The organism is Hylemonella sp. W303a (assembly GCF_046452315.1).
In the GTDB taxonomy this organism is placed as follows: Bacteria; Pseudomonadota; Gammaproteobacteria; order Burkholderiales; family Burkholderiaceae_C; genus Hylemonella.
Window position 1 is genome coordinate 344056 of the sequence record NZ_JBKFDG010000003.1, and the last position, 21932, is coordinate 365987.

22 protein-coding genes are annotated in these 21932 nt (G+C 64.7%); 12 read left to right on the top strand and 10 right to left on the bottom strand.

Features of this window, described 5'->3' with window-relative positions; genetic code table 11:
* The first annotated feature begins 53 nt into the window (after nucleotides 1-53).
* Nucleotides 54-1130, top strand: a complete 1077-nt coding sequence (gene murB, locus ACLBKS_RS07860) for a UDP-N-acetylmuramate dehydrogenase (RefSeq protein WP_410192234.1) — start codon at nucleotides 54-56, stop codon at nucleotides 1128-1130.
* Here murB and ACLBKS_RS07865 read toward each other — a convergent pair.
* The 5 genes from ACLBKS_RS07865 to trxB form a co-directional block, all read right to left on the bottom strand.
* Entirely contained in the window at nucleotides 1123-2463 is a 1341-nt protein-coding gene (locus tag ACLBKS_RS07865) for a DUF2325 domain-containing protein (RefSeq protein WP_410192235.1), read from the bottom strand. The two genes, murB and ACLBKS_RS07865, sit on opposite strands and share 8 nt — an antisense overlap.
* Before the next feature lie 13 nt (nucleotides 2464-2476).
* The gene (locus ACLBKS_RS07870) at nucleotides 2477-2815 is read right to left on the bottom strand and encodes a hypothetical protein (protein WP_410192236.1); all 339 of its coding nucleotides are present in this window, start codon (nucleotides 2813-2815) and stop codon (nucleotides 2477-2479) included.
* Nucleotides 2816-3026: 211 nt separating this feature from the next.
* On the bottom strand, nucleotides 3027-3197 hold the full coding sequence (gene rpmG, locus ACLBKS_RS07875) for a 50S ribosomal protein L33 (RefSeq protein WP_006298735.1): 171 nt from the start codon (nucleotides 3195-3197) through the stop codon (nucleotides 3027-3029).
* A gap of 15 nt (nucleotides 3198-3212) precedes the next feature.
* Entirely contained in the window at nucleotides 3213-3446 is a 234-nt protein-coding gene (rpmB, locus tag ACLBKS_RS07880) for a 50S ribosomal protein L28 (RefSeq protein ID WP_006298736.1), read from the bottom strand.
* A gap of 466 nt (nucleotides 3447-3912) precedes the next feature.
* Nucleotides 3913-4872, bottom strand: coding sequence for a thioredoxin-disulfide reductase (gene trxB / locus ACLBKS_RS07885; RefSeq protein WP_410192237.1), 960 nt, complete (start codon nucleotides 4870-4872; stop codon nucleotides 3913-3915).
* Nucleotides 4873-5108: 236 nt separating this feature from the next.
* Between trxB and ACLBKS_RS07890 the strand changes: the two genes are divergently transcribed.
* The 3 genes from ACLBKS_RS07890 to lolA all read left to right on the top strand — a co-directional run bounded on the left by ACLBKS_RS07890 (nucleotide 5109) and on the right by lolA (nucleotide 9119).
* Nucleotides 5109-5789 (top strand): Crp/Fnr family transcriptional regulator, encoded by a 681-nt coding sequence (locus ACLBKS_RS07890; protein ID WP_410192238.1) that lies wholly within the window; start codon nucleotides 5109-5111, stop codon nucleotides 5787-5789.
* Between the two features lie 58 nt (nucleotides 5790-5847).
* Nucleotides 5848-8343 (top strand): DNA translocase FtsK, encoded by a 2496-nt coding sequence (locus ACLBKS_RS07895; RefSeq protein ID WP_410192239.1) that lies wholly within the window; start codon nucleotides 5848-5850, stop codon nucleotides 8341-8343.
* A 179-nt stretch (nucleotides 8344-8522) separates the two neighbouring features.
* The gene (gene lolA / locus ACLBKS_RS07900; protein WP_410192367.1) at nucleotides 8523-9119 is read left to right on the top strand and encodes an outer membrane lipoprotein chaperone LolA; all 597 of its coding nucleotides are present in this window, start codon (nucleotides 8523-8525) and stop codon (nucleotides 9117-9119) included.
* An 89-nt stretch (nucleotides 9120-9208) separates the two neighbouring features.
* Here lolA and ACLBKS_RS07905 read toward each other — a convergent pair whose 3' ends face one another.
* A complete protein-coding gene (locus tag ACLBKS_RS07905; RefSeq protein WP_410192240.1) occupies nucleotides 9209-9967 on the bottom strand; it encodes a TerC family protein in 759 nt (252 codons plus the stop codon).
* 47 nt (nucleotides 9968-10014) lie between these two features.
* On the opposite strand from ACLBKS_RS07905, the gene argH reads away from it, so the two are divergent.
* From argH to ACLBKS_RS07945, 8 genes are all read left to right on the top strand, one after another.
* Complete coding sequence (argH, locus tag ACLBKS_RS07910) at nucleotides 10015-11469, top strand: argininosuccinate lyase (RefSeq protein WP_410192241.1); 1455 nt, start codon at nucleotides 10015-10017, stop codon at nucleotides 11467-11469.
* Nucleotides 11470-11513: 44 nt separating this feature from the next.
* The gene (locus ACLBKS_RS07915; RefSeq protein WP_410192242.1) at nucleotides 11514-12020 is read left to right on the top strand and encodes a hemerythrin domain-containing protein; all 507 of its coding nucleotides are present in this window, start codon (nucleotides 11514-11516) and stop codon (nucleotides 12018-12020) included.
* A gap of 74 nt (nucleotides 12021-12094) precedes the next feature.
* A complete protein-coding gene (locus ACLBKS_RS07920; protein WP_410192243.1) occupies nucleotides 12095-12337 on the top strand; it encodes a type II toxin-antitoxin system Phd/YefM family antitoxin in 243 nt (80 codons plus the stop codon).
* Nucleotides 12334-12597, top strand: coding sequence for a Txe/YoeB family addiction module toxin (locus ACLBKS_RS07925; RefSeq protein ID WP_410192244.1), 264 nt, complete (start codon nucleotides 12334-12336; stop codon nucleotides 12595-12597). Before ACLBKS_RS07920 ends, ACLBKS_RS07925 begins: the two co-directional genes overlap by 4 nt.
* Nucleotides 12598-12696: 99 nt before the next feature.
* Complete coding sequence (locus ACLBKS_RS07930; protein WP_410192245.1) at nucleotides 12697-13851, top strand: L-lactate dehydrogenase; 1155 nt, start codon at nucleotides 12697-12699, stop codon at nucleotides 13849-13851.
* 114 nt (nucleotides 13852-13965) lie between these two features.
* Nucleotides 13966-15075 carry a DNA polymerase IV gene (dinB, locus tag ACLBKS_RS07935; RefSeq protein WP_410192368.1) on the top strand — a complete coding sequence of 370 codons (1110 nt, stop codon included), beginning with the start codon at nucleotides 13966-13968 and terminating at the stop codon, nucleotides 15073-15075.
* A gap of 156 nt (nucleotides 15076-15231) precedes the next feature.
* Nucleotides 15232-16812 carry a methyl-accepting chemotaxis protein gene (locus tag ACLBKS_RS07940; protein WP_410192246.1) on the top strand — a complete coding sequence of 527 codons (1581 nt, stop codon included), beginning with the start codon at nucleotides 15232-15234 and terminating at the stop codon, nucleotides 16810-16812.
* Between the two features lie 183 nt (nucleotides 16813-16995).
* Nucleotides 16996-17655 carry a GNAT family N-acetyltransferase gene (locus ACLBKS_RS07945; protein ID WP_410192247.1) on the top strand — a complete coding sequence of 220 codons (660 nt, stop codon included), beginning with the start codon at nucleotides 16996-16998 and terminating at the stop codon, nucleotides 17653-17655.
* A gap of 378 nt (nucleotides 17656-18033) precedes the next feature.
* On the opposite strand, the gene dgoD is transcribed toward ACLBKS_RS07945, so the two are convergent.
* The 4 genes from dgoD to ACLBKS_RS07965 are packed head-to-tail and all read right to left on the bottom strand — an operon-like array spanning nucleotide 18034 to nucleotide 21810.
* Nucleotides 18034-19182 carry a galactonate dehydratase gene (gene dgoD, locus ACLBKS_RS07950; RefSeq protein ID WP_410192248.1) on the bottom strand — a complete coding sequence of 383 codons (1149 nt, stop codon included), beginning with the start codon at nucleotides 19180-19182 and terminating at the stop codon, nucleotides 18034-18036.
* Nucleotides 19179-19832, bottom strand: a complete 654-nt coding sequence (locus ACLBKS_RS07955) for a 2-dehydro-3-deoxy-6-phosphogalactonate aldolase (RefSeq protein ID WP_410192249.1) — start codon at nucleotides 19830-19832, stop codon at nucleotides 19179-19181. The genes dgoD and ACLBKS_RS07955 overlap by 4 nt, the downstream gene beginning before the upstream one ends.
* Nucleotides 19829-20872, bottom strand: a complete 1044-nt coding sequence (locus ACLBKS_RS07960) for a 2-dehydro-3-deoxygalactonokinase (RefSeq protein ID WP_410192250.1) — start codon at nucleotides 20870-20872, stop codon at nucleotides 19829-19831. Before ACLBKS_RS07960 ends, ACLBKS_RS07955 begins: the two co-directional genes overlap by 4 nt.
* Before the next feature lie 5 nt (nucleotides 20873-20877).
* Complete coding sequence (locus ACLBKS_RS07965) at nucleotides 20878-21810, bottom strand: dihydrodipicolinate synthase family protein (protein WP_410192251.1); 933 nt, start codon at nucleotides 21808-21810, stop codon at nucleotides 20878-20880.
* Nucleotides 21811-21932: the final 122 nt, after the last annotated feature.

Consider the following 21932-nt stretch of genomic DNA (forward strand, 5'->3'; position numbering starts at 1 on the left):
TATGAGGGGGTAGCAGGGTGAGAAAATCAGAGGCTTACGATGAGCCGCCCTTTATGTTAGTCGAGAACAACGTCCCGCTGGAGCCCTACAACACCTTTCACATTGTCGCCAAGGCGCAGACCTTGATTCGCGTCAAGAGCGAGGTCGACGTGGCTGAGGTGCTGGCCGATCCGGTGTTGGGGCCCGCGCCCAAGTTCGTGTTGGGTGGCGGCAGCAACATCGTGCTGACCGGCGACGTCAAGGCCGTCACGCTCAAAGTCGAAATCATGGGCCGACGTCTGGTCGCGGAGGATGACAAGGCCTGGATCGTCGAGGCCGGCGCGGGCGAATCTTGGCACGAGGTGGTGGATTGGACCCTCTCCCAGGGCTGGCCCGGGCTGGAAAACATGGCGCTGATTCCCGGCACCATGGGCGCGGCCCCGGTACAGAACATTGGCGCTTATGGCTTGGAGCTGCAGGACCGCTTTGAGTCACTGGATGCCATTGACCTGCTCACAGGGCGCGCCTTCACGCTCAACGCCTCCCAGTGCGGTTTCGCCTACCGGGATTCGGTGTTCAAGCACGGGGCGACGGGAGCGGGCGCGGACAGCAGCCACCTGGGTCTGAAAGACCGTGCCCTCATCACCCGCGTGCGCTTGCGCTTGCCCAAGGCTTGGAAGGCCGACTTGGGCTACCTGGACTTGCAGCGCAAACAGGCCGAAACCGGCATCACCGCGCCCACGCCGCGTCAGATATTTGACTGGGTTTGCGAGATCCGCCGCGCCAAACTGCCCGATCCCGCAGTGATCGGCAACGCGGGCAGCTTTTTCAAGAACCCGACCGTCACACCCGAACAGTGCGCGGACATCATCGCCCGCGAGCCCAACATCGTGCACTACCCCATGCCTGATGGCACGGTCAAGCTGGCTGCAGGCTGGTTGATCGACGCCTGCGGCTGGAAGGGCAAGAGCATCGGCCAGGCGGGCGTGTATGAAAAGCAAGCCTTGGTGCTGGTCAACCGGGGCGGCTCGGCCACCCAAGCCCCGGCTGGCGCCACAGGCGGCGAGGTCATGACCTTGGCGCGCGCGATCCAGACCAGCGTCTATGAGCGCTTCGGCATCCGGCTGGAGCCGGAGCCGGTGGTCATTTAAGGAGGTTAACTCCGCTCAGAGTCCGCGCGCTTTCAACGGGCAGTTCCCAGCCGAGGTCGCCCAAGGCCCGTTCCAGCGCGCTGCGGCTGGGCTGGTCCAGGAAGACGCAGCGTTTGCCGGTGCGCTTGCAATGGTCTTTGACGCGCCAGTAGGCGTTGTGACTGATGCAGCCGCTCTGGCAGATCACCAAGTCGGCGGCGGCCAGGGTGGCATCGAGTTGACTGGTGTTGTCCTCCGTTCCGCCATCGTGGTGCAGGAAACGGGCGCCGCGGTGCTCGATCAACTCACGGTACACCGGCACGCTGGCTTGGCGACCGCCCACGCACAGCACGGCACAGCCTTCGAGCCGCGTCGGGACGAGCGCCTCCGAGCGCGAGGTTTCGACAGGGCCTGACGTTTTGGCGGGCTGATCCATCCCGGACGCGAGCGCGAGTGCATGCTCGGCCCGGTCCGCGCGGTCCCGCTCTTGCTCCCGGTGCTCGCGGGTTTCGCGCAGTTCCAGCCGGGTTTGTCGCAGTTCTTCTTGCAACTCGCGGTTGCGCTGCGCCAGCGCTTGCCGCTCGGGCAGTTGAGGCGATGCGGCGTGCAGGCGGTCGTGGGCTTCCTGCAACTGCTGCAGCCGTGTCTGCGCCTGGATGAGTTCGGCCCGCATGCGCAAGGCGCTGGCTTCTTGCGCTTCCAGTTGCGCGCCAAAGTGCCGCGCTTGCTGCTGGCTCCGTTGCTGCGCACCGGCCAGCTCCCGCGCGAGGATGGCGTTTTCCTCCTGCAATGCTTCCAGTCGGCTGAGGTCGGCGCGGGTGGCCGTGCCGATCTGGTGCTGCAGCATGTGCACTTCACCAAGAATGCGTTGCTCCAGCAGGTAGTCGCACCGGGGATGCGTGAGCGCGGCCCAGAGTGCGCTGGCCAGGTCGGCGCGTCCTTCGTGGGCGCGGTCACGGCAATCGTCCCACCAGCGCGCCAAGGCTTCGGTGGATTTGAGGGGCTGGGTGGCACGGATCACCAGGGCGTAGCGCTGATCCAGGTCTTTTTGAACTGCATCGGCCAGCGGGGAACGGCGCCGGCACTCTGTGACGGCCATGCAGTGCACCTCATAGTCGCTGTGCGCGGGGACCGTGCCCAGCGCCTTGGCCGTCAACCTGCGCAGCAAGGGCAGGGGCAGGCAGACCCCGATGATGGGGCAGAAGGCATGACCTTCGAGTTCCCAAAGGCGCCTGCGGCGTGAACCCGAGGCCGTGGGCACGGTGGTGTTGGGGGAGGTGACCGTGCCGCCGATGAGGGGCTGTGACGCTTGCGGCAAGGCCACCACGGGCGGCGCGCTACGGGTGTCGCACATGGGAAGGCTCCTCTCAGTGCATCAGGGTGCTGATGGGGGGGAGGCCCAAGGGGTCGGCCAGGGTGGGATCCGGCTGCGTGACCACCGAAGCGTCGCTGCTCGCATCGCTGACCACGATCCAGCGTTCGTGCGCCATGGCCATCACGTGGCGCAGCCCTGGACTGGCGTGCGGGTGGTTCTTGAGGAAATACAGGTTGGAGACGATCTTGCGCGCCATGGCGGTGCGCTGCTGTCGTGCGGAGGTTGGCCCGTTGTCACTTGGGGCGGCCCAGCAACTCATCAGGGCCACCGTACCGGCCACCAGGGCTTCGAGACAGGGGTGGGTCAGGTCATCATCGGCGGCACAGGTCATGGAGGTCTCCAGAAGTTGTTTTCATTGTATTGAGAATTATTCTCAATATGTCAATGACCATGTCCTCCACAGGGAATCGCCCAGAACGTCCAAACGAGACTCGCAGCCAGCAGGGGTGGCGTACTTCCAGATCCGAGGTGCGGCTTGTGAACAAAACAAAAGCCCGCGCACCGGAACGGTGGGCGGGCTTGGCGGGGAACCAGGGGCTGAATTACTTCAGCTTGATTTCCTTGTATTCCACATGCTTGCGAGCCTTGGGGTCGAACTTCATGATCGACATCTTCTCGGGCATGGTCTTCTTGTTCTTGCTGGTCGTGTAGAAGTGACCGGTACCGGCCGTGGATTCCAGCTTGATCTTTTCGCGTCCGCCTTTGGTGGCCATGGTGCTTCTCCTTGATTAGGCTTGGCCGCGCGCACGCAGGTCAGCGAGCACGGAGTCGATGCCGTTCTTGTCGATCAGTCGCAGGGCGGCGCTGGAGACGCGCAGGCGCACCCAACGGTTTTCGCTCTCGACCCAGAAACGGCGGTATTGCAGGTTCGGCAGGAACCGGCGCTTGGTTTTGTTGTTGGCGTGGGAAATGTTGTTCCCGACCATGGGCTTCTTGCCCGTCACTTCACAGACGCGTGCCATGTGGACACTTCGCTTTCTTTAAACCGGCGGTTGCTGTCGCAAGCGCCTCACCTCGCCAAGTAGGGTGGCGGTGGCCCCATCGCTGCTGAAACTGCTTGCAGTTCCAGCAAAGCCACCGATTATAGCCAATTTGGTGACATTGCTGGCGTAGGATGGGTTTGGGTGGGTAGGGCGCAGGGGCGTCCGTTGCTGGCACCCGGCGCGGCGGGCTTGGGGACCCTCCTCATGAGATTTGCTGCGCAAATCAAAATCGTCGGGTTCCCCAAGCCTGCCGCACCGGGTGCTGGCCAGAGCGGAGGTGTTCCGAGGAGGGGTGCAGGGAAAGGTCCCGTAGGCTCAAGCGGATTGCGGGTGGGGCGGGTCGCGCCGCCGATTTTGATTTGCGCAGCAAATCTCATGAGGCGGACGGCCCGCCCCGCCCGCAATCCGCGTCGTGAAGCGCAACGCAAGGATCACGCGGAGCCGCTTACTCCTGTTGCTCCAGAAAGCGCTGCGCATCCAGCGCCGCCATGCATCCCGTGCCCGCGCTGGTGATGGCTTGGCGGTAGACATGGTCCTGCACATCGCCCGCCGCGAAGACGCCCGGCACGCTGGTCATGGTGGCGAAGCCTTGCAGGCCCGAGCGGGTGACGATGTAGCCGTCCTTCAAATCCACCTGGCCTTGGAAAATCTCCGTGTTCGGCGAATGCCCGATGGCGATGAAACAACCCTTGAGTTCCAGATCCTCGGTGCTGCCATCCACCGTGCTCTTGAGGCGAATGCCCGTCACGCCACTGGCGTCGCCCAGCACTTCCTCGAGCGTGCGGAAGGTTTTGAGCACGATCTTGCCTTCCTTGACCCGCTCCATCACCTTGTCCACGAGGATAGGTTCGGCGCGGAACTTGTCGCGGCGGTGGATCAGGTAGACCTTGCTCGCAATGTTCGACAGGTAGAGCGCTTCTTCCACCGCCGTGTTGCCGCCGCCCACCACGCAACAGATTTGGTCGCGGTAGAAAAAGCCGTCGCAGGTAGCGCAGGCCGAGACGCCGCGGCCCATGAAGGCGGATTCAGAGGGCAGGCCCAGGTACTTGGCCGAGGCGCCGGTGGCGATGATAAGGGCGTCACAGGTGTAAGCGCCGCTATCGCCCCAAAGCGTGAACGGGCGCTTGCTGAGGTCGACCTTGTGGATATGGTCGAAAACGACCTCGGTCTTGAAGCGCTCGGCGTGTTCCAGCAGCTTCTGCATCAGTTCGGGGCCCTGGATGCCGTCCACTGCGCCGGGCCAGTTATCGACTTCGGTGGTGGTCATCAACTGGCCGCCTTGGGCCATCCCCGTGACCAACAGGGGCTTGAGGTTGGCGCGGGCCGCGTAGACCGCAGCGGTGTAGCCGGCGGGGCCGGAGCCGAGAATCAGAACCTGGGCGTGGCGGGAAGCGGTGGCAGTCATGTGAGGACTCTTGAAGTGGATCGGGCAAGCTAGGGCTCAATGGGCTGAAAGGGACGGGTCCCGACAGATCGGCGGGGCGAGGTAGACTGGTGATCCATTCAGCCCGGCGCATGGATTTCGTGTCGCGATGCAACAGAGATGTCATTGTAAGAATCCTTGCAAGACATCGCTGCTTGTCAGTCTATGCTCGCGAAACACGCCAGGTTGGCGAGTGAGCAGAAAAACGAGTAGTACCCATGTCGATGTTGAGCAATCTGGATCTGTTGCGCAGGGTGTCGTTGTTTTCCCTGTTGAGCGAAACGCAGTTGCAGGCCCTGGCGGATTCCGTGTCCAAGCGGCGCTACAAACGTGGCGACCGTGTCGTCACCCAAGGCCAGAAAACCGGCGCGCTGTTCGTGATTCTCTCTGGGCGTGCCCGCGTGCTGATGAGCAGTGGCAGCCGGCGCCGCGAAGTGATCCTCGCGTCTTTGCAAACGGGTGACTATTTTGGCGAGATGAGCCTGATCGATGGCGAGGCCCACTCGGCCTCGGTGGACGCGGAGGCGGAACTCGACGTGCTGGCCCTGGACCAGGACGCCTTCATCCGCCTGCTGGGCGAGAGCGCGGCCATCGCGCACGGCATCATGCGAGGTTTGGTGCGGCGCTTGCGTCAAGCCGATCGCAAGATTGGGACGCTGGCGCTGATGAGCGTCTATGGTCGGGTCGCCAATGTGCTGCTCGACATGGCCAAGGCCGCGCCAGCGGGTGACATGATCATTCGCGTGCGCTTCTCACGCCAGGATCTGGCCCAAATGGTGGGCGCTTCGCGCGAGATGGTGAGCCGGGTGATGAAGGATTTCGAGGAGCAGGGCTTCGTGATCCCGCTCGAAGGCGGCGCGCTCTACGTGAAAGAGCGCCGCGCCACGCCGCGCCATTGACCTTGGCCCCCGGGGCGTTTTCCGGGCCGGCTTGCCGGCCGTTTGCTTTTTTGTTTGCATGACTGATCGATCCGACACGCTGAATCCCGGCCCCACGGCCTTGGCCACCTTGCGTAGCCGCTACGCGAGCGAGCTGATGCTGTTCCTGGGCCTGGTGTTGCTGGTCTACTGGGGCATGGCGCTGGGCACGCACAGTTTGAGCGATCCGGCCTGGTCTACTTCCGGCAGTGGCTCGGGCGTGGTTCGCAACCAGGGCGGCCTGCTGGGGGCGTGGGTGGCCGATGCCAGCTATTACCTGCTGGGTTTCTCGGTCTGGTGGTGCTGGGCTGCCGCAGTGCGCAGCTGGTTCTCCGCGCTGGCGCGAGCCTTGCGGTCGCCCCGGCTGGATGCGGGCACCGCGTCTGCCTGGACCGAACCATCGTCCGACATCCCCGCGCCTTCGTCCACGGGCTGGACGCTGAAGGCCGAGCAGTTCGTCGCCGGGCGCTGGGGTTTTTGGAGTGGCCTGGCCTTGCTGATGCTGGCAAGCACGTCCCTGGAGTGGTCGCGTTTCTACAGTTACGAGCCCCACCTGCCCGGCCATGCGGGCGGCGTGCTGGGCTACTGGATGGGGCCACTGGCCTCGCGCTGGCTCGGTCCGACCGGCTCGGCCCTGCTCGCCATCGGCCTGTGGGTGCTGGCGGTGGCCTGGGTTTTCCGTTTTTCGTGGGGCCTGACCGCGGAGCGCTTGGGTGCCTTCGTGCAATGGCTACTGGATGCTCGGCGCGCGCGCCGTGAGCGCGCGCAAGACCGCGCCCTGGGCGCGCAAGCCGCGCGCGAGCGTGAACAAGAGGACGCCGCCCGTGCTTTGGCAGGGCGCCAGGCCCAGGGAATCGATGCTCAGGACGATGACGAAGCGGATGACCTGCCCTCGGCGATCGGCGCTTCCTTGAGCGCTGCGACGACTGCACGACCGGCCATGCCGCGCCTGGAGCCTCAGTTCGACGTCGCGGCGCCACCGGCCGTGAAGCCCAGCGCGCGCGTCGTCAAAGAACGGCAGAAGAACCTCTTCGCCGACATGCCGGACACCAAGCTGCCCCAGGTTGATTTGCTCGACAGCGCCCAGGGCCGCCAAGAAACCGTCGCGCCCGAGACGCTGGAAATGACCAGCCGCCTGATCGAGAAGAAGCTCGGTGACTTTGGCGTGCAGGTGCGCGTGGTGACGGCCCAGCCCGGCCCGGTGATCACGCGCTACGAGATCGACCCGGCCACGGGCGTCAAGGGCTCGCAGATCGTTAACCTGGCCAAGGATCTCGCTCGCTCGCTCTCGCTGGTGTCCATCCGCGTGATCGAGACCATCCCTGGCAAGAACTACATGGCGCTGGAGTTGCCCAACGCCAAGCGCCAGAGCATCCGCCTGTCGGAAATCCTGGGCTCGCAGGTCTACAACGACGCCAAGAGCCTGTTGACCATCGGCCTGGGCAAGGACATCGTGGGTCTCCCCGTCGTGGCCGATCTGGCCAAGATGCCGCACGTGCTGGTGGCCGGCACCACCGGTTCCGGCAAGTCCGTGGGCATCAACGCGATGATCCTCAGCCTGCTCTACAAGGCCGAGGCCAAGGACGTGCGCCTGCTGATGATCGACCCCAAGATGCTGGAAATGAGCGTCTACGAAGGCATCCCGCACTTGCTCGCGCCCGTCGTCACGGACATGCGGCAAGCCGCGCACGGTCTGAACTGGTGCGTGGCCGAGATGGAGAAGCGATATCGCTTGATGAGCAAGCTGGGCGTGCGCAATCTGGCGGGCTACAACGCGAAGATCGACGAGGCCACGGCCAAGGAAGAGTTCCTCTACAACCCTTTCAGTCTCACGCCCGACAGTCCAGAGCCGCTCAAGCGCTTGCCGCACATCGTGGTGGTCATCGACGAACTGGCCGACCTGATGATGGTCGTGGGCAAGAAGATCGAGGAGCTGATCGCCCGCCTGGCACAGAAGGCGCGCGCCGCGGGCATCCACCTGATCCTGGCCACGCAGCGCCCCAGCGTGGACGTGATCACGGGTCTGATCAAGGCCAACATTCCGACGCGCATCGCTTTCCAGGTCAGCAGCAAGATCGACAGCCGCACCATCCTCGACCAGATGGGCGCCGAGGCCTTGCTGGGCATGGGCGACATGCTCTACCTGCCCAGCGGCACGGGGCTGCCGATCCGCGTGCATGGCGCCTTCGTCAGCGACGAGGAAGTGCACCGCGTGGTGAGTTACCTCAAGAGCCAGGGGGAGCCGGACTACATCGAAGGCGTGCTTGAGGGGGGCACGGTCGATGGCGAAGACGGCGGCCTGGGGCTGGGCGGGGAGGGCAGTGGCGCCGGTGGAGAAAAAGACCCGATGTACGACCAGGCCGTGGAAATCGTGCTCAAGAACCGCAAGGCCAGCATTTCCCTGGTGCAGCGTCACCTGAAGATCGGCTACAACCGCGCCGCCCGCCTGGTCGAGGACATGGAAAACGCCGGCCTCGTCAGTCCCATGAACACCAATGGACAGCGCGACATCTTGGTGCCCGCGCGTTCGGAGTGAAGATGAATCAGCCCCAGATAACGACCATGCCGCGTTCCTTTTTTTTCGTGACGCTTGAAGCGCTTGCGTGGCGCGCCCAGGCAAGACTTCGGGCCGTCGCGCTGGTTCTGGCGGGCTTGCTCTTGCAAACGTGCTGGTTCGGTGCTGCCCAGGCGCAGGAGAACAAGCCCCTGGATGGCATGGGTGCCCTGTCCGTGTTTCTGCAAACCACGCGCAGTGGCCGGGCCGACTTCACCCAGGTGGTGACCCTGCCACCGCGCGCCAGCGAAGGCAGCACTCGCGTGGCCCGCACGCGCAGTTCCAACGGCAGTTTTGCATTCCAGCGTCCTGGGCGTTTCCGCTTCGTGTATGCCGCGCCCTTGCCGCAGACCATCGTGGCCGACGGCAAGACCTTGTGGCTGTACGACGAGGACCTGAACCAGGTCACCGTCCGATCGCAGGCGGGCGCGCTGGACGACACGCCGGCCGCCTTGATCGCTGGCGCCGCGGATGTGCGCACCTTGCAGTCCAGCTACGAGTTGGCCAACGATGGCGCGCGTGACGGTCTGCTATGGGTGCGCGCCACGCCCAAGGCGCGCGAGGGTCAGACCCAGCAGTTGCGCGTCGGCCTGCGCGCCGTGTCGCCCAGCCAGGTGGAACTGGGCGCCTTCGAAATCCTGGACAGTTTGGGTCAACGTTCCCTGCTGACCTTCAGCCGCATGCAGGTCAACGCAACTCTGCCCGCCGATACCTTCCGCTTCACGCCACCTGCAGGCGCGGACATCATCCGGCCCTGAGGTTGCTACTTTGTTGGCATGTCTTGCCATGGGGCGGAGGCACAGAGCCTGGTGTCGGGCTTCAGGGCTGAGTCGCCCAGGCTCCGTGTTCAGTGCTTGTCCGCGCTGCCCGTGCCGCCCGCCTTGCCCCCCGCCGGCGTGCCCAAGCGCCTGCGCACCCGGATGTTGAGCATTTCCACCACCACCGAGAAGGCCATCGCGAAGTAGATATAGCCCTTGGGCACGTGGTGATCGAAGCCCTCGGCGATCAGCACCACGCCAACCACGACCAAGAAGGACAGGGCCAACATCTTGACGGTCGGGTGCTCGGACACGAAGTTGCCGATGGCGCCCGCGAACACCATCATCAGCGCCACCGAGGCGATCACGGCGGCGATCATCACCGCGACTTCGTCGACCATGCCGACCGCGGTGATGATGGAGTCCAGCGAGAACACCAAGTCCACCACCATGATTTGCAAGATCACCGCGGTGAACGTGGCGCGTGCCTTGCCCGTGGACGATTCCTCGCCGCCTTCCATGGCGTGATGGATTTCGCCCGTGCTCTTCCAGATCAGGAACAGGCCGCCGAGGATGAGGATCAGGTCTCGCCCCGAAACCTCCTGGCCCAGCACGGTGAACAGAGGTGCCACGAGGCCGATGATCCAGGACAGCACCAGCAGCAGGCCGATGCGCATGAACATCGCCATGAACAAGCCCAGGCGGCGCGCCAGCGCGCGTTGCGCGGCGGGCAGCCGGTCCACCAGGATGGAGATGAAGATCACGTTGTCGATGCCCAGCACCAACTCCAGCGCGGTCAGCGTGGCGAAAGCGATCCAGGCCTGGGGGTCCGTCAAGAGTTCCAGCATGGTTGTCTCCTTGTATTCGCTGGTGGGTCGATAGAATCCACGCAATTATGTCCACCCCCAATCAACTCGACAAAAAATCCGAGGCCTGGTCGGCCCTGTTCTCCGAGCCCATGAGCGAGCTGGTCAAGCGCTACACGGCCAGCGTGTTCTTCGATCAGCGCCTCTGGCAAGCCGACATCACGGGCAGTCTGGCCCACGCCGACATGCTCGCCGCCCAAAAAATCATCGGCGCCGATGACCTGGCCGCCATCCAGAAGGGCATGGCCCAGATCCGCGCCGAGATCGAGAGCGGCCAGTTCGAGTGGCAACTCGACCTGGAAGACGTGCACCTCAACATCGAGGCACGCCTGACGCAATTGGTGGGCGACGCCGGCAAACGCCTGCACACCGGCCGCAGCCGCAACGACCAGGTGGCGACCGATGTGCGCCTGTGGCTGCGTGGCGAGATCGACCTCAACACCGGCCTGCTCTCTGATTTGCAGAAAGCCCTGCTCAGCGTGGCCGAGCAGAACGTGGACACGATCCTGCCGGGCTTCACGCACTTGCAGGTGGCGCAACCGGTGAGCTTCGCCCACCACCTGCTGGCTTACGTGGAAATGTTCGCGCGTGATGCCGAGCGCATGGCCGACGTGCGCAAGCGCGTCAACCGCCTGCCCCTGGGCAGCGCGGCGCTGGCTGGCACCACCTACCCGCTGGACCGCGAGCGCGTGGCGAAAACACTGGGCATGGTGGACGAACAAGGCCGGGCCTGCCTCTGCCAGAACAGCCTGGATGCCGTCAGCGACCGCGACTTCGCCATCGAATTCAGCGCCGCTGCCTCGCTGGTCATGGTGCATGTCAGCCGCCTGAGCGAGGAGCTGATACTGTGGATGAGCCAGAACTTCGGCTTCATCAAAATCGCGGACCGCTTCACCACCGGCAGTTCCATCATGCCGCAGAAGAAGAACCCGGACGTGCCCGAACTTGCGCGCGGCAAGACGGGGCGCGTGGTCGGCCACCTGATGGGCTTGATCACCCTGATGAAGGGCCAACCCCTGGCCTACAACAAGGACAACCAGGAAGACAAGGAGCCGCTGTTCGACACGGTGGACACCTTGAAGGACACGCTGCGCATCTTCAGCGAGATGGTTGGCGGTCAGCTCAACCCTGCCACCGGCAAGCTCGAAGGCGGCATCACCGTCAACGCGCCCGCCATGGAACAGGCCGCGCTCAAGGGGTATGCCACGGCGACCGATCTGGCCGACTACCTGGTCAAAAAAGGTCTGCCATTCCGTGACGCGCACGAGACCGTGGCCCATGCCGTCAAGGCCGCCGTCAGCCACAGCTGCGATCTGTCCGAACTGCCCTTGACGGTGCTGCAGCAATTCAACAAGAGCATCGAGAAAGACGTGTACGAGGTGCTGAGCCTGCGCGGCTCGCTCAACGCGCGCAACACCGTGGGCGGCACCGCGCCCGCGCAGGTGCGCCAGCAAATCGCGCGACACCGCGCGCGCCTGGGCTAAGGCGATCCACTGGGCGCCATCTGAACCCGAGCATTGGAGGAACCATGTCTCTGTCTCCCAACACCCTGAGCTGGAGCGACGAACTCGCCCTCGGCGATGCCCGCACCGACCACACCCACCAGGAGTTCGTGGACCTGGTCAACGCCACGACCGCGGCCGCGCCCGCGGACAAGCTCATCGTCTACCAGCAACTGGTCGCGCACACGGTCGAGCATTTCGGGCAGGAAGAGCGCTGGATGCTGGCCTGCGGCATTGCCCCCGATTTCTGCCATTTCAGCCAGCACAAGAACGTGTTGGACGTGATGAAGGAAGTCGAGCGCCGCGCCTTGGCAGGCGAGACCGAGTACATCGGCAGCATGATCGAGGCCCTGGTCGAATGGTTCCCGGGCCATGCCAATTCCATGGACGCGGGGCTGGTGGCTTTTCTGCAAGAGAAGGGCTACGACACCAGCGCGGAGGCCTTTCACGCCGGGCCGCCGAAGGCGGGTGAGGCGGGTGCAGAGGCCACATTGGCCTGTACCCATCATGCGCCCGGGGAGTCCTGCGCTTGAGTTGCCGTGAAGAGGATTTCTGATTGACGATACGTGCGCAAATGCGTACGATCTGATCGCATCGGAGATTCCCCATGACCACTCTCACTGCTAGCGAGGCGCGCGCCAATCTGTACCGTCTCATCGACCAGGCAGCCGAGTCGCATCAGCCCATCCACATCGCGGGCAAGCGCCAGGGCGCGGTGCTGGTGTCGGCGGAAGATTGGCAAGCCATACAGGAGACCCTGCATCTGCTGGCCGTGCCTGGTATGCGCGAATCGATCAAGGAAGGCATGGCCGAACCCCTGGACAAGAGCGCCAAGGAATTGGACTGGTGAGTTGGCAAGTTGTCTTTGCCAGGCCTGCACAGAAGGACGCCAAGAAGCTCGCCGCAGCGGGCCTGAAACCCAAAGCCCAGGAACTTCTGGCCCTTCTCGTCCAAGACCCGTTTCAAAATCCGCCGCCGTATGAAAAGCTGGTGGGTGACTTGGCGGGTGCGTATTCCAGGCGCATCAACATCCAGCACCGCCTCGTCTACGAGGTGTTCAACAAGGAGCGGACCGTGCGTGTGCTCAGGATGTGGACCCACTATGAATAAGCCCGGTGTTCGGGGTTGGTGATGTATGGCGCGCGAGGTGCAGATCGGGCAAGCGCGCTGCGCAGATAATGCCCGCTTCGTCGATCACCCGCAGCTTCCATGACCGTCATCACCAACCTCGAAGACCTCCGCCGCTTGGCCGAGAAGCGCGTGCCGCGCATGTTCTACGACTACGCGGACAGCGGTTCTTGGACTGAGAGCACCTACCGCGCCAACGAAGCGGATTTCCAGTCCATCAAGTTCCGCCAGCGTGTGGCGGTGAACATGGAAGGCCGCAGCACCGCGGTGAAGATGATCGGCATCGATGCCAAGATGCCCGTGGCCATCGCGCCGGTGGGGCTGACGGGCATGCAGCACGCCGATGGCGAGATCCACGCCGCGCGCGCGGCCGAGAAGTTCGGCATTCCCTTCACGCTCTCGACCATGAGCATTTGCTCCATCGAGGACATCGCCGAGCACACCAGCGCGCCGTTCTGGTTCCAGCTCTACATGATGCGCGACCGCGAGGCGATGAAGCGCATGATCCAGCGTGCCAAGGACGCGAAGTGCTCGGCCCTGGTGCTCACGCTCGACTTGCAGGTCATCGGCCAGCGTCACAAGGACCTGAAGAACGGATTGACCGCGCCGCCGCGCCCCACGCTCAAGAACATCCTCAACCTCGCGACCAAGCCGCGCTGGTGTTTCGGCATGGCGGGTACCCGTCGCCACACCTTCCGCAACCTCGTGGGCCACGTGCAAGCGGTCAGCGACATGAAGTCGCTCGCGGTCTGGACCAACGAACAGTTCGACCCGCGCCTGTCCTGGGCCGACGTGGCCTGGGTCAAGGAGCAGTGGGGCGGCAAGCTCATCCTCAAGGGCATCATGGACGTGGAAGATGCCAAACAGGCCGTGGCCAGCGGGGCCGATGCCATCGTGGTCAGCAACCATGGCGGGCGCCAGCTCGACGGTGCGCCGTCTTCCATCGCCGCGCTGCCCGCCATCGTGAGCGAGGTCGGCTCGAAGATCGAGGTCTGGATGGATGGCGGCATCCGCTCCGGCCAGGACGTGTTGCGCGCCTGGGCCCTCGGTGCCAAGGGCACGATGATCGGCCGCGCCATGGTCTACGGCCTGGGCGCCATGGGCGAGGCGGGCGTGACGAAAGCGCTGCAGATCCTGCACAAGGAACTGGACACGACCATGGCCTTTTGCGGCCACCGCAATTTGCAGGGCGTGGACCGCAGCATCCTGGTGCCGGGGACGTATCCCGTGGCCTGAGCGCCGGGGCCGCACTTGCCCGAGCCCAGTCTGTTCGATGACGACGACGCCGCGTCGCCACCGGCGCGATCCGCCTTGGCGCAAGCAACCTCCAGGCGCATCGCCCACCTGGACATGGATGCTTTTTATGCCTCGGTGGAACTGCTGCGTTACCCCCAGCTCAAGGGCCTGCCGGTGGTCATTGGGGGTTCGCGCCGGCGCGCCGACGACGCCCTCTTGAAAGCCCACGAGGGTTTGCCGCTGGCCGAGATCCCGGTCGAGGCGTTCCCTCTGCTCACGAACTACACAGGCCGCGGTGTCATCACCACCGCCACGTATGCGGCACGCCAGTTCGGCGTGGGCTCCGCCATGGGGCTCATGAAAGCCGCCAAGCTCTGCCCACAGGCCATCTTGCTGCCGGTGGATTTCGACGAGTACCGCCGCTACTCGCGCCGCTTCAAGGAAGTCATCCTGGAGATCGCGCCGGTGATGGAAGACCGCGGGGTGGACGAGGTCTACATTGACTTCACCGAGGTACCGGGCGGCCAGCGCGAGGGCGGGCGTACCTTGGCCCGTCTGATCCAGAAAAGCATCGCCGAGGCCACCGGCCTGACCTGTTCCATCGGCGTCGCGCCCAACAAGCTGCTGGCCAAGATGGCGAGCGAGTTCAACAAGCCCAATGGTATTTCGATCGTGCAGACGGAAGAACTGCAGGACAAGATCTGGCCGCTGCCCTGCCGCAAGATCAATGGCATCGGTCCCAAGACCGACGAGAAGTTGCAGGCGCTGGGCATAGTCACCATCGGTGAACTTGCTGCGCGCTCGCGCAGCGAGTTGGTCGAACGCTTTGGTCGCAGCTATGGCGCGTGGCTGCATGAAGCCGCCTGGGGGCGTGACGAACGGCCGGTGGTGACCGAGAGCGAGCCCGTGTCGGTGAGTCGCGAAACCACCTTCGATCGCGACCTGCACGCCGTGCGCGACAAAGCCGAGCTGGCCGCCATCTTCACCAGTCTGTGCGAGCGCGTGGCCGCCGACTTGCAGCGCAAGGGCTACGAAGGTCGCACCATCGGCGTCAAGCTGCGCTACGCGGACTTCAAGAGCGTCACGCGTGACCAGACCCTGGACTTTCACACCGCCGACGCGCAGGCCATCCGCCGCGCCGCGGGGCTGTGCCTCAAGCGCGTGGATCTGCAGCGCCGCTTTCGCTTGCTCGGGGTGCGCGTGGGAGGCTTGCGTAAAGTTTGACGTGGATCAAACGCAGCTTGCGCAAAGACCCGAAGTGGTTTTACGGCAAGGCATTTCCTTATTAGCATCGATTCCTGAGGAGAGGTTTGCGCATCGCGCAGGCGAAAATCGCTGAGCGATCAGCAGTCGCAATATCAACGGCAACAAGGAGTCCACGTGCGCGTCAATCTGCCCGTCATCGATCAGGAATACGACTATCCGGCTCACGTGATGCTCGTGTCCATGACCGACACGCGCGGCCACATCGTGCATGGCAATGCGGCCTTCTTCGAGACCAGCGGCTACGCTGCCGACGAACTCATCGGCGAGAACCACAACATCGTGCGCCACCCGGACATGCCTGCCGAAGGCTTCCGTGACCTCTGGCGCACCATCGGGCGCGGCCGTCCCTGGACGGGGCTGGTCAAGAACCGCCGCAAGGACGGGCGCTACTACTGGGTGCGCGCCAACGTCACGCCCATCATGGAAGACGGCAAGCCCATCGGCTACTTGTCGGTGCGCACCAAACCCTCCCGCGCCGAGATCGAGGCCACGGCCGCGCTCTACCAGCGCTTGAACGAAGAGACCCAGGCCGGTCGGCCCAGCTTCCACCTGGAGCATGGCCGGGTTCGTTGGCATGGCCTCAAGGGCTTGATCAGCAGCCTCACGGTGGGCTGGTTCGAGCGCAGCCTCTCGCTGCGCATGGGCGCAGCCTTGCTGATGGTGGTGGCCCTGGGCATGCTGCCCTGGGCATTGGGCGCCTGGCTGGGCTGGGGGCCAGGGCTCACGGGCGGGGCGCAGCTGCTCGGCCTGCTGCTGGGCACGGGCATCATGCTGGCCTGGTTCCAGAAATTCCTCGTGCATCCCATGCGGCAGGTGGAGCGCTTCGCGCGTGACCTGGCCGCCTGCAACCTCAAGACCGAGCTGGACCCGAGCCCCTACAGCGACATGGCGCGCACGCTGGGCAATTTGCGCCAGGTGCAGATCAACCTGCGTGCCGTGATCGGCGACGTGAACCGGCAGGCTGCCAGCTTTTACTCCGCCGCCAGCGAGATGGCCGATGGCAGCAAGAACCTGGCTTTGCGCGCCGAGTCTCAGGCCAGCAGCCTAGAGCAAACGGCGTCCTCGATGGAGCAGATCTCCGGCACCATCAAGAACACCGCGCAGATCGCCTCCGAGGTGCTGGGCCACAGCGAGCGCAGCACCCAGGTCGCGACCCAGGGCGGCGCGTCCGTGCAAGAGCTGAGTCAGCTGATGGGGGAAATCCAGCGCTCGGCCAGCAAGATGGGCGACATCGTCAACACCATCGAAGGCATCGCCTTTCAGACCAATCTGCTGGCGCTCAATGCCGCCGTCGAAGCCGCGCGCGCGGGCGACGCGGGCAAGGGCTTCGCCGTCGTGGCCAGCGAGGTGCGCGCCTTGGCCCAGCGCAGCGGTGCCGCCGCCAAGCAAATCCGCGACTTGATCGCCCAGTCCTCCGCCCAGATCGGCAACGGCGCGCAGCGCATGCAGCACGCCAACCAGACCATCGCCGACGTGGTGGCCGCCGTGCGCGAGGTGGGCGCGCTGATCAACCAAATCAGCACCGCCGCGCACGAGCAGACCCTGGGCGTTGCCCAGGTCAACGACGCTATCAACCGCCTGGACGAACTCACGCAACAGAACGCGGCCCTGGCCGAGCAATCCGCTGGAGCGTCTGCCGACCTGAAATCCGGCGCGGACACGCTGGCGCACGCGGTGCAGGTGTTCCGGCTGTAGGTGGAATTGGCTGGGGGGCGCATGGAACACCTCGGCGCGCGCTGCTGTTCTTGAGCCCGTTTCGGGAAGAGACCGCGCGACACGTCGGTCGCTCCCAGTCTGGCGGAAACCGCTACCGCCGGACTCTTTGCCATAGCGATGACAGTTTCAGGCTATCTCGGTCAGTCATCGTCGGTCGCTTGAATGGCTGCGGAGATCGTTACCGGTCAAGGGCGGGACGATCTTCACCTTGTCGTGGCCCAATCCAACATCCAAAGTTGCCGCAGCTTCTTAGTGTCGCATTCCGCAGGAGAAAGAGACGTGCCTCCCCCTAATGAGAAAGCCCCAGTGACGCTGCTCACCGCGCAGCCAAGCAGCTTCAAAGAATTCACATTGGCACTGCAAGAATCTTTCAGCGTTGCCGCGATTGCCGAGTTCGGACACCCGCTGGATGAACCCATTCCGTCCGACGATGACGTTGCGCATTCGCTCAGCGCGCCAGGCTCGGTCGCGCATTGGATCATGGCCAATGGAGAGCGGGTCGGTGGAGCGGTGGTCTCTGTAGACGAGAAGAGCAGACGCAACACACTTTCATTTTTTTTTGTTTCTACAAATCAACAAAGTCGCGGCCTTGGACTTCGTGCGTGGCAAGCCATCGAAAAGGCGTATCCATCGACCAGGGTTTGGGAGACAGTCACCCCATATTTCGAGAAGAGGAACATCCACTTCTACGTCAACAAATGTGGTTTCAAGATTGTGGAGTTCTATAACAAGAGCAATCCTGACCCTCACCATCAGCCAAGCCTCAATCTGGGTGAGGAGGGCAGCGATGAGATGTTCAAATTTGAAAAGAATATGGAGTAGCCCTCCGATGGCTGCACGATTAAGCACTTGCCTGATAAGAAAATTTTGAGCGTCTGCTAAGAGGCGCTAAAGGCCTGCCTTTGAACACCCGCTTTGGGTCGGCAGCATCTATTCGCACTCGTCAACAACGGACCTTCAAGTCGCGACTGAGATTCGGCGCGCTGCCAATGTCGGAGCGTCACCTGATCCCAGCCGTCGAATCGACCAAGGGCGTGGGCAAGCGGATGACCGCTGTGTGAACTACACCGGAACGTGACGGCTCAGGCGCAGTCGGTACCTATCGCTGCAGAGCAGCCTCTCAAATCCAGTAAGGCTTTCCGTAACGACAGGTTGCGACTTTGGGTGCACGCAATAGCATGCCCCGGCGCGCCACCCCCGTCACCACTCCGCGAAACTACCGTCCGCGTGCCGCCAGACCGGGTTGCGCCAGCGGTGGCCGACGGCCGCGCGCTCCTTCACGTAGTCCTCGTTGATCTCGATGCCGAGGCCCGGGCCTTGCGGGATGGTCACCATGCCGTTTTCGTAGGCGAAAGCCTCACGGTTGACCACGTAGTCCAGCAGGTCGTTGCTGGCGTTGTAGTGGATGCCCAGGCTCTGCTCCTGGATGAAGGCGTTGTAGCAACCGGCGTCGAGTTGCAGGCAGGTGGCCAGCGCGATGGGGCCCAGCGGGCAGTGCAGGGCCAGGGCGACGTCGTAGGCCTCGGCCATCATGGCGATCTTGCGGGTCTCGGTGATGCCGCCTGCGTGCGAAGGGTCGGGCTGGATGATGTCCACGTAGCCCTCCGACAGGATGCGCTTGAAGTCCCAACGTGAGTAGAGGCGCTCGCCCAAGGCGATGGGTGTGGCGCTCAGGGGCGCGAGTTCCTTCAGGGCCTCGTAGTGTTCGCTGAGCACCGGCTCCTCGATGAACATGAGCTTGTAGGGCGCGAGTTCCTTGATGAGCACCTTGGCCATGGGCTTGTGCACGCGGCCGTGGAAGTCCACCCCGATGCCGACGTTGGGGCCGACCGCGTCACGCACGGCGGCGACGTTCTCCAGGCATTTGTCGACCTTGTCGTGGCTGTCGATGTACTGCAACTCCTCGGTGCCATTCATCTTGACGGCGGTGAAGCCACGTTCGACCGCGCGCTGAGCCGCGGCGGCTGTGTCGGCGGGCCGGTCACCGCCGATCCAGGAATAGACGCGGATCTTGTCGCGCACATTGCCGCCCAGCAGCTGCGACACCGGCACGCCCAGGTGCTTGCCCTTGATGTCCCACAGCGCTTGGTCGATGCCCGCCAGCGCGCTCATGTGCAAGGCCCCGCCCCGGTAGAAGCCGCCGCGGTAGAGCACCGTCCAATGGTCTTCGATGTTGCGGGGGTCCTTGCCCACGAGGTAGTCAGAAAGTTCGTCCACCACGGCGGCCACCGAATGCGCGCGGCCTTCGACTACCGGTTCGCCCCAGCCGACGATGCCTGAGTCGGTCTCGATCTTCAGAAAGCACCAGCGCGGCGGGACGATGAAGGTGCTGAGCTTGGTGATCTTCATGCCCGTGCTCCTTCGTCACTGCGTGCTTCGCGCCAGGCCGCGACGAAATCGCGGGCGCGCCGAGCCACTTCCGCCGCGTCGAAGCCGGGCTTGTACAAGGCCGAGCCCAGACCGAAGCCGCTCGCGCCCGCCTGCACGTAAGGCGCCAGGTGCGAGGGCGTGATGCCGCCCACGGGCAACAGCATCACGGGTGGGCGCAGCACGCTGCGCCAGGCCTGCAAGGCCTTGGGGCCGAGTTGTTCGGCGGGAAAAAGCTTGAGCGCGTCCGCGCCAGCGGCCAGTGCGGCATAGGCCTCGGTCAGCGTGGCCACGCCGGGGCAGCAGGCCAGCCCTGCCGTCCGCGCGGCCCGGATCACGGCGGCGTCGCTGTGCGGCATGACGATGAATTCGCCGCCGGCTTGGCGGATGCGTGCGCAGTCGGCGGGGTCGATCACCGTGCCCGCGCCGACCAGGCAGTCGTGGGGCAGGCCATTGCGCAGGAGGCGCAGGCTCTCCAGCGGTTCGGGCGAATTCAGCGGTACTTCAATCAGGCGAAAGCCCGCTTTGTAGAGACCGCGACCGATGTCCACGGCCTCTTCGGGCCGCAGCCCTCGCAGGATGGCGATGAGGCCGCATTGGGCCAAGGTGCTGGAGAGGTCGGGATGACTCATGGCGTCGTGTGCATGGGGGTGGTGGCTTCCACCAGGTCGGCAGCGAGGGCCAGTCGCCAGAGGCCGCGTTCGGTGGCGTGTTCGGCCCGTGCCGGTTCAGGCAGGCCGTGGTGGCGCAGGGCCAGGGTGTAGCGGTGGCACAAATCGGGTTCGCCGCAGAGCAGGATGCGCGGTCGCGCCTGCCGCGCGCGCAGCAGCCCCGCCAGCGCCACGATTTCGTGGCCGATCAGCAAGCCCGAGAGGTAGTCGGCCTGGGCGGTCGGGGGCAGCGCGCCTGTGAGGCCCAAGGTGCGGGTGCTGAAGATGGTGGACAAGGGACCGGCCGCGCCCTCGGGCTCACCGGCCACGCGCAGCCCGCGCTCGAAGGCCGCCCAATCGGGATGGGGTGTGGCTTTCATGGTGCGGCCCAAGAGGGTGTGCTCGCGCAAGGCCGCGTACACCTCGCCGGTCATGAAGGTTTCGAAGCGACTCACGCTCGCTCCCTCGCTGGCCTTGCCCGGTGTCGACCCGGGGCTCACGCTCACCCATTTCGAGTGCGTGCCGGGCAGCCCGATCAGCCACTCGCGGTCGGACCCGTCGTCGTCCAACGCGGCGACGGTGCCCAGCACCTGGGTCTCTTCGCCGCGCATCACGTTCGGCAAACCCTGGCGCTGGATCAGCCCCGGCACGACATGCACGGCGGTTCCTCCTGGCCGTTCGATCACGGTCAGGTGCGCGCCGATGCGGGCCAGGGGCAGGGGCGCCTCCAGGTAAGCCGCTTCCTTCCAGCCCTGGGCGCTGCCCACCATGCCACAGGCGATCACCGGCAGCGCGGGGTGCGCGTCCAGCCAGTCACCGCAGCTCTCGGCGAAGGCCAACTCGAAGCCCGCGCCGGGCGCCGCGTTGCCGTCGCTGGGCTGGGGCAGGCGCATGATGCCCCAGGGCCGTTGGCGGGTTTCCAGCACGCGCCCCGTGGCGTCCATGCGGTAGGCGCGCAGCGATGTCGTGCCCCAGTCCAGTCCGATCAGGCCGGTGGTTCGTGAGGTGTGGATCGCGGCCATGACCGTCAGCGCGCCCAGCGCAGCACCAACGGGTCCAGCCGGCGCGCGATGTCCAGCAGGCCGCGGCGCACCTCGGGGTGCATGGGCGGAAAGGGGTGACGACCCGCTTCGCAGGCGATCACGCCGCCCGCTTTCATCAAGGCCTTGGCGGTGAGGATGCCACCTTGGCGGTTCTCGTGGTTGATCAGGGGCAGCCAACGTTGGTACAGCTCGAAAGCCAGGTCGGCCTTGCCTTCGCGGTGGGCCACGATGATGGGGCGGATGCCATCGGGAAAGCCGCCGCCGGTCATGGCGCCGGTGGCGCCTGCGTCCAGGTCGGCCAGCAGCGTGATGGCTTCCTCGCCGTCCCAGGGGCCTTCAATGGCCGCGCCACCCAGGCGGATCAACTCTCGCAACTTGTTGGCGGCGCCCGGCACCTCGATCTTGAAGTACGCCAGGTGTTCGATCTCCTGCGCCATGCGCGCGAGGAAGGGCGCCGACAGCACCGTGCCGCTGGCGGGGGCGTCTTGCACCATGATGGGAATGTCGATGGCGTCGGAGACCCGCGCGTAGAACTCGTGGATCTGCGCCTCGGGCACGCGGAAGGTGGCGCCGTGGTAGGGCGGCATGATCATCACCATGGCCGCGCCCATGTCCTGCGCGCGCCGGCTGCGGGCCGCGCAGACGCTGGTGCCGTAGTGGGTGGTGGTGACGATCACCGGCACACGACCGGCCACGTGCGTGAGGGAAGTGCGCGTGAGGATTTCACGCTCTTCATCGGAGAGCGAGAACTGCTCGGAGAAGTTGGCCAGGATGCACAGGCCATCCACGCCCGCGTCGATCATGAAATCCAGGCAGCGTTTCTGGCCTTCCAGGTCCAGTTCGCCGTTCTCATGGAAGATGGTCGGCACCACGGGGAAGATGCCTTGGTAGCGCGGAGCGCGAGCGGAAGCAGTCATGGTCAGATCAGAGAATCAAAAGTAAGGCGTGAAAGCGGGGCATCGCATGTACGGTCCATCCGGAGCGCTGGGCCCACATCCAGGGCTCCCGTGGAACCGGCTTTGCCGGGCCACTGGGAGCG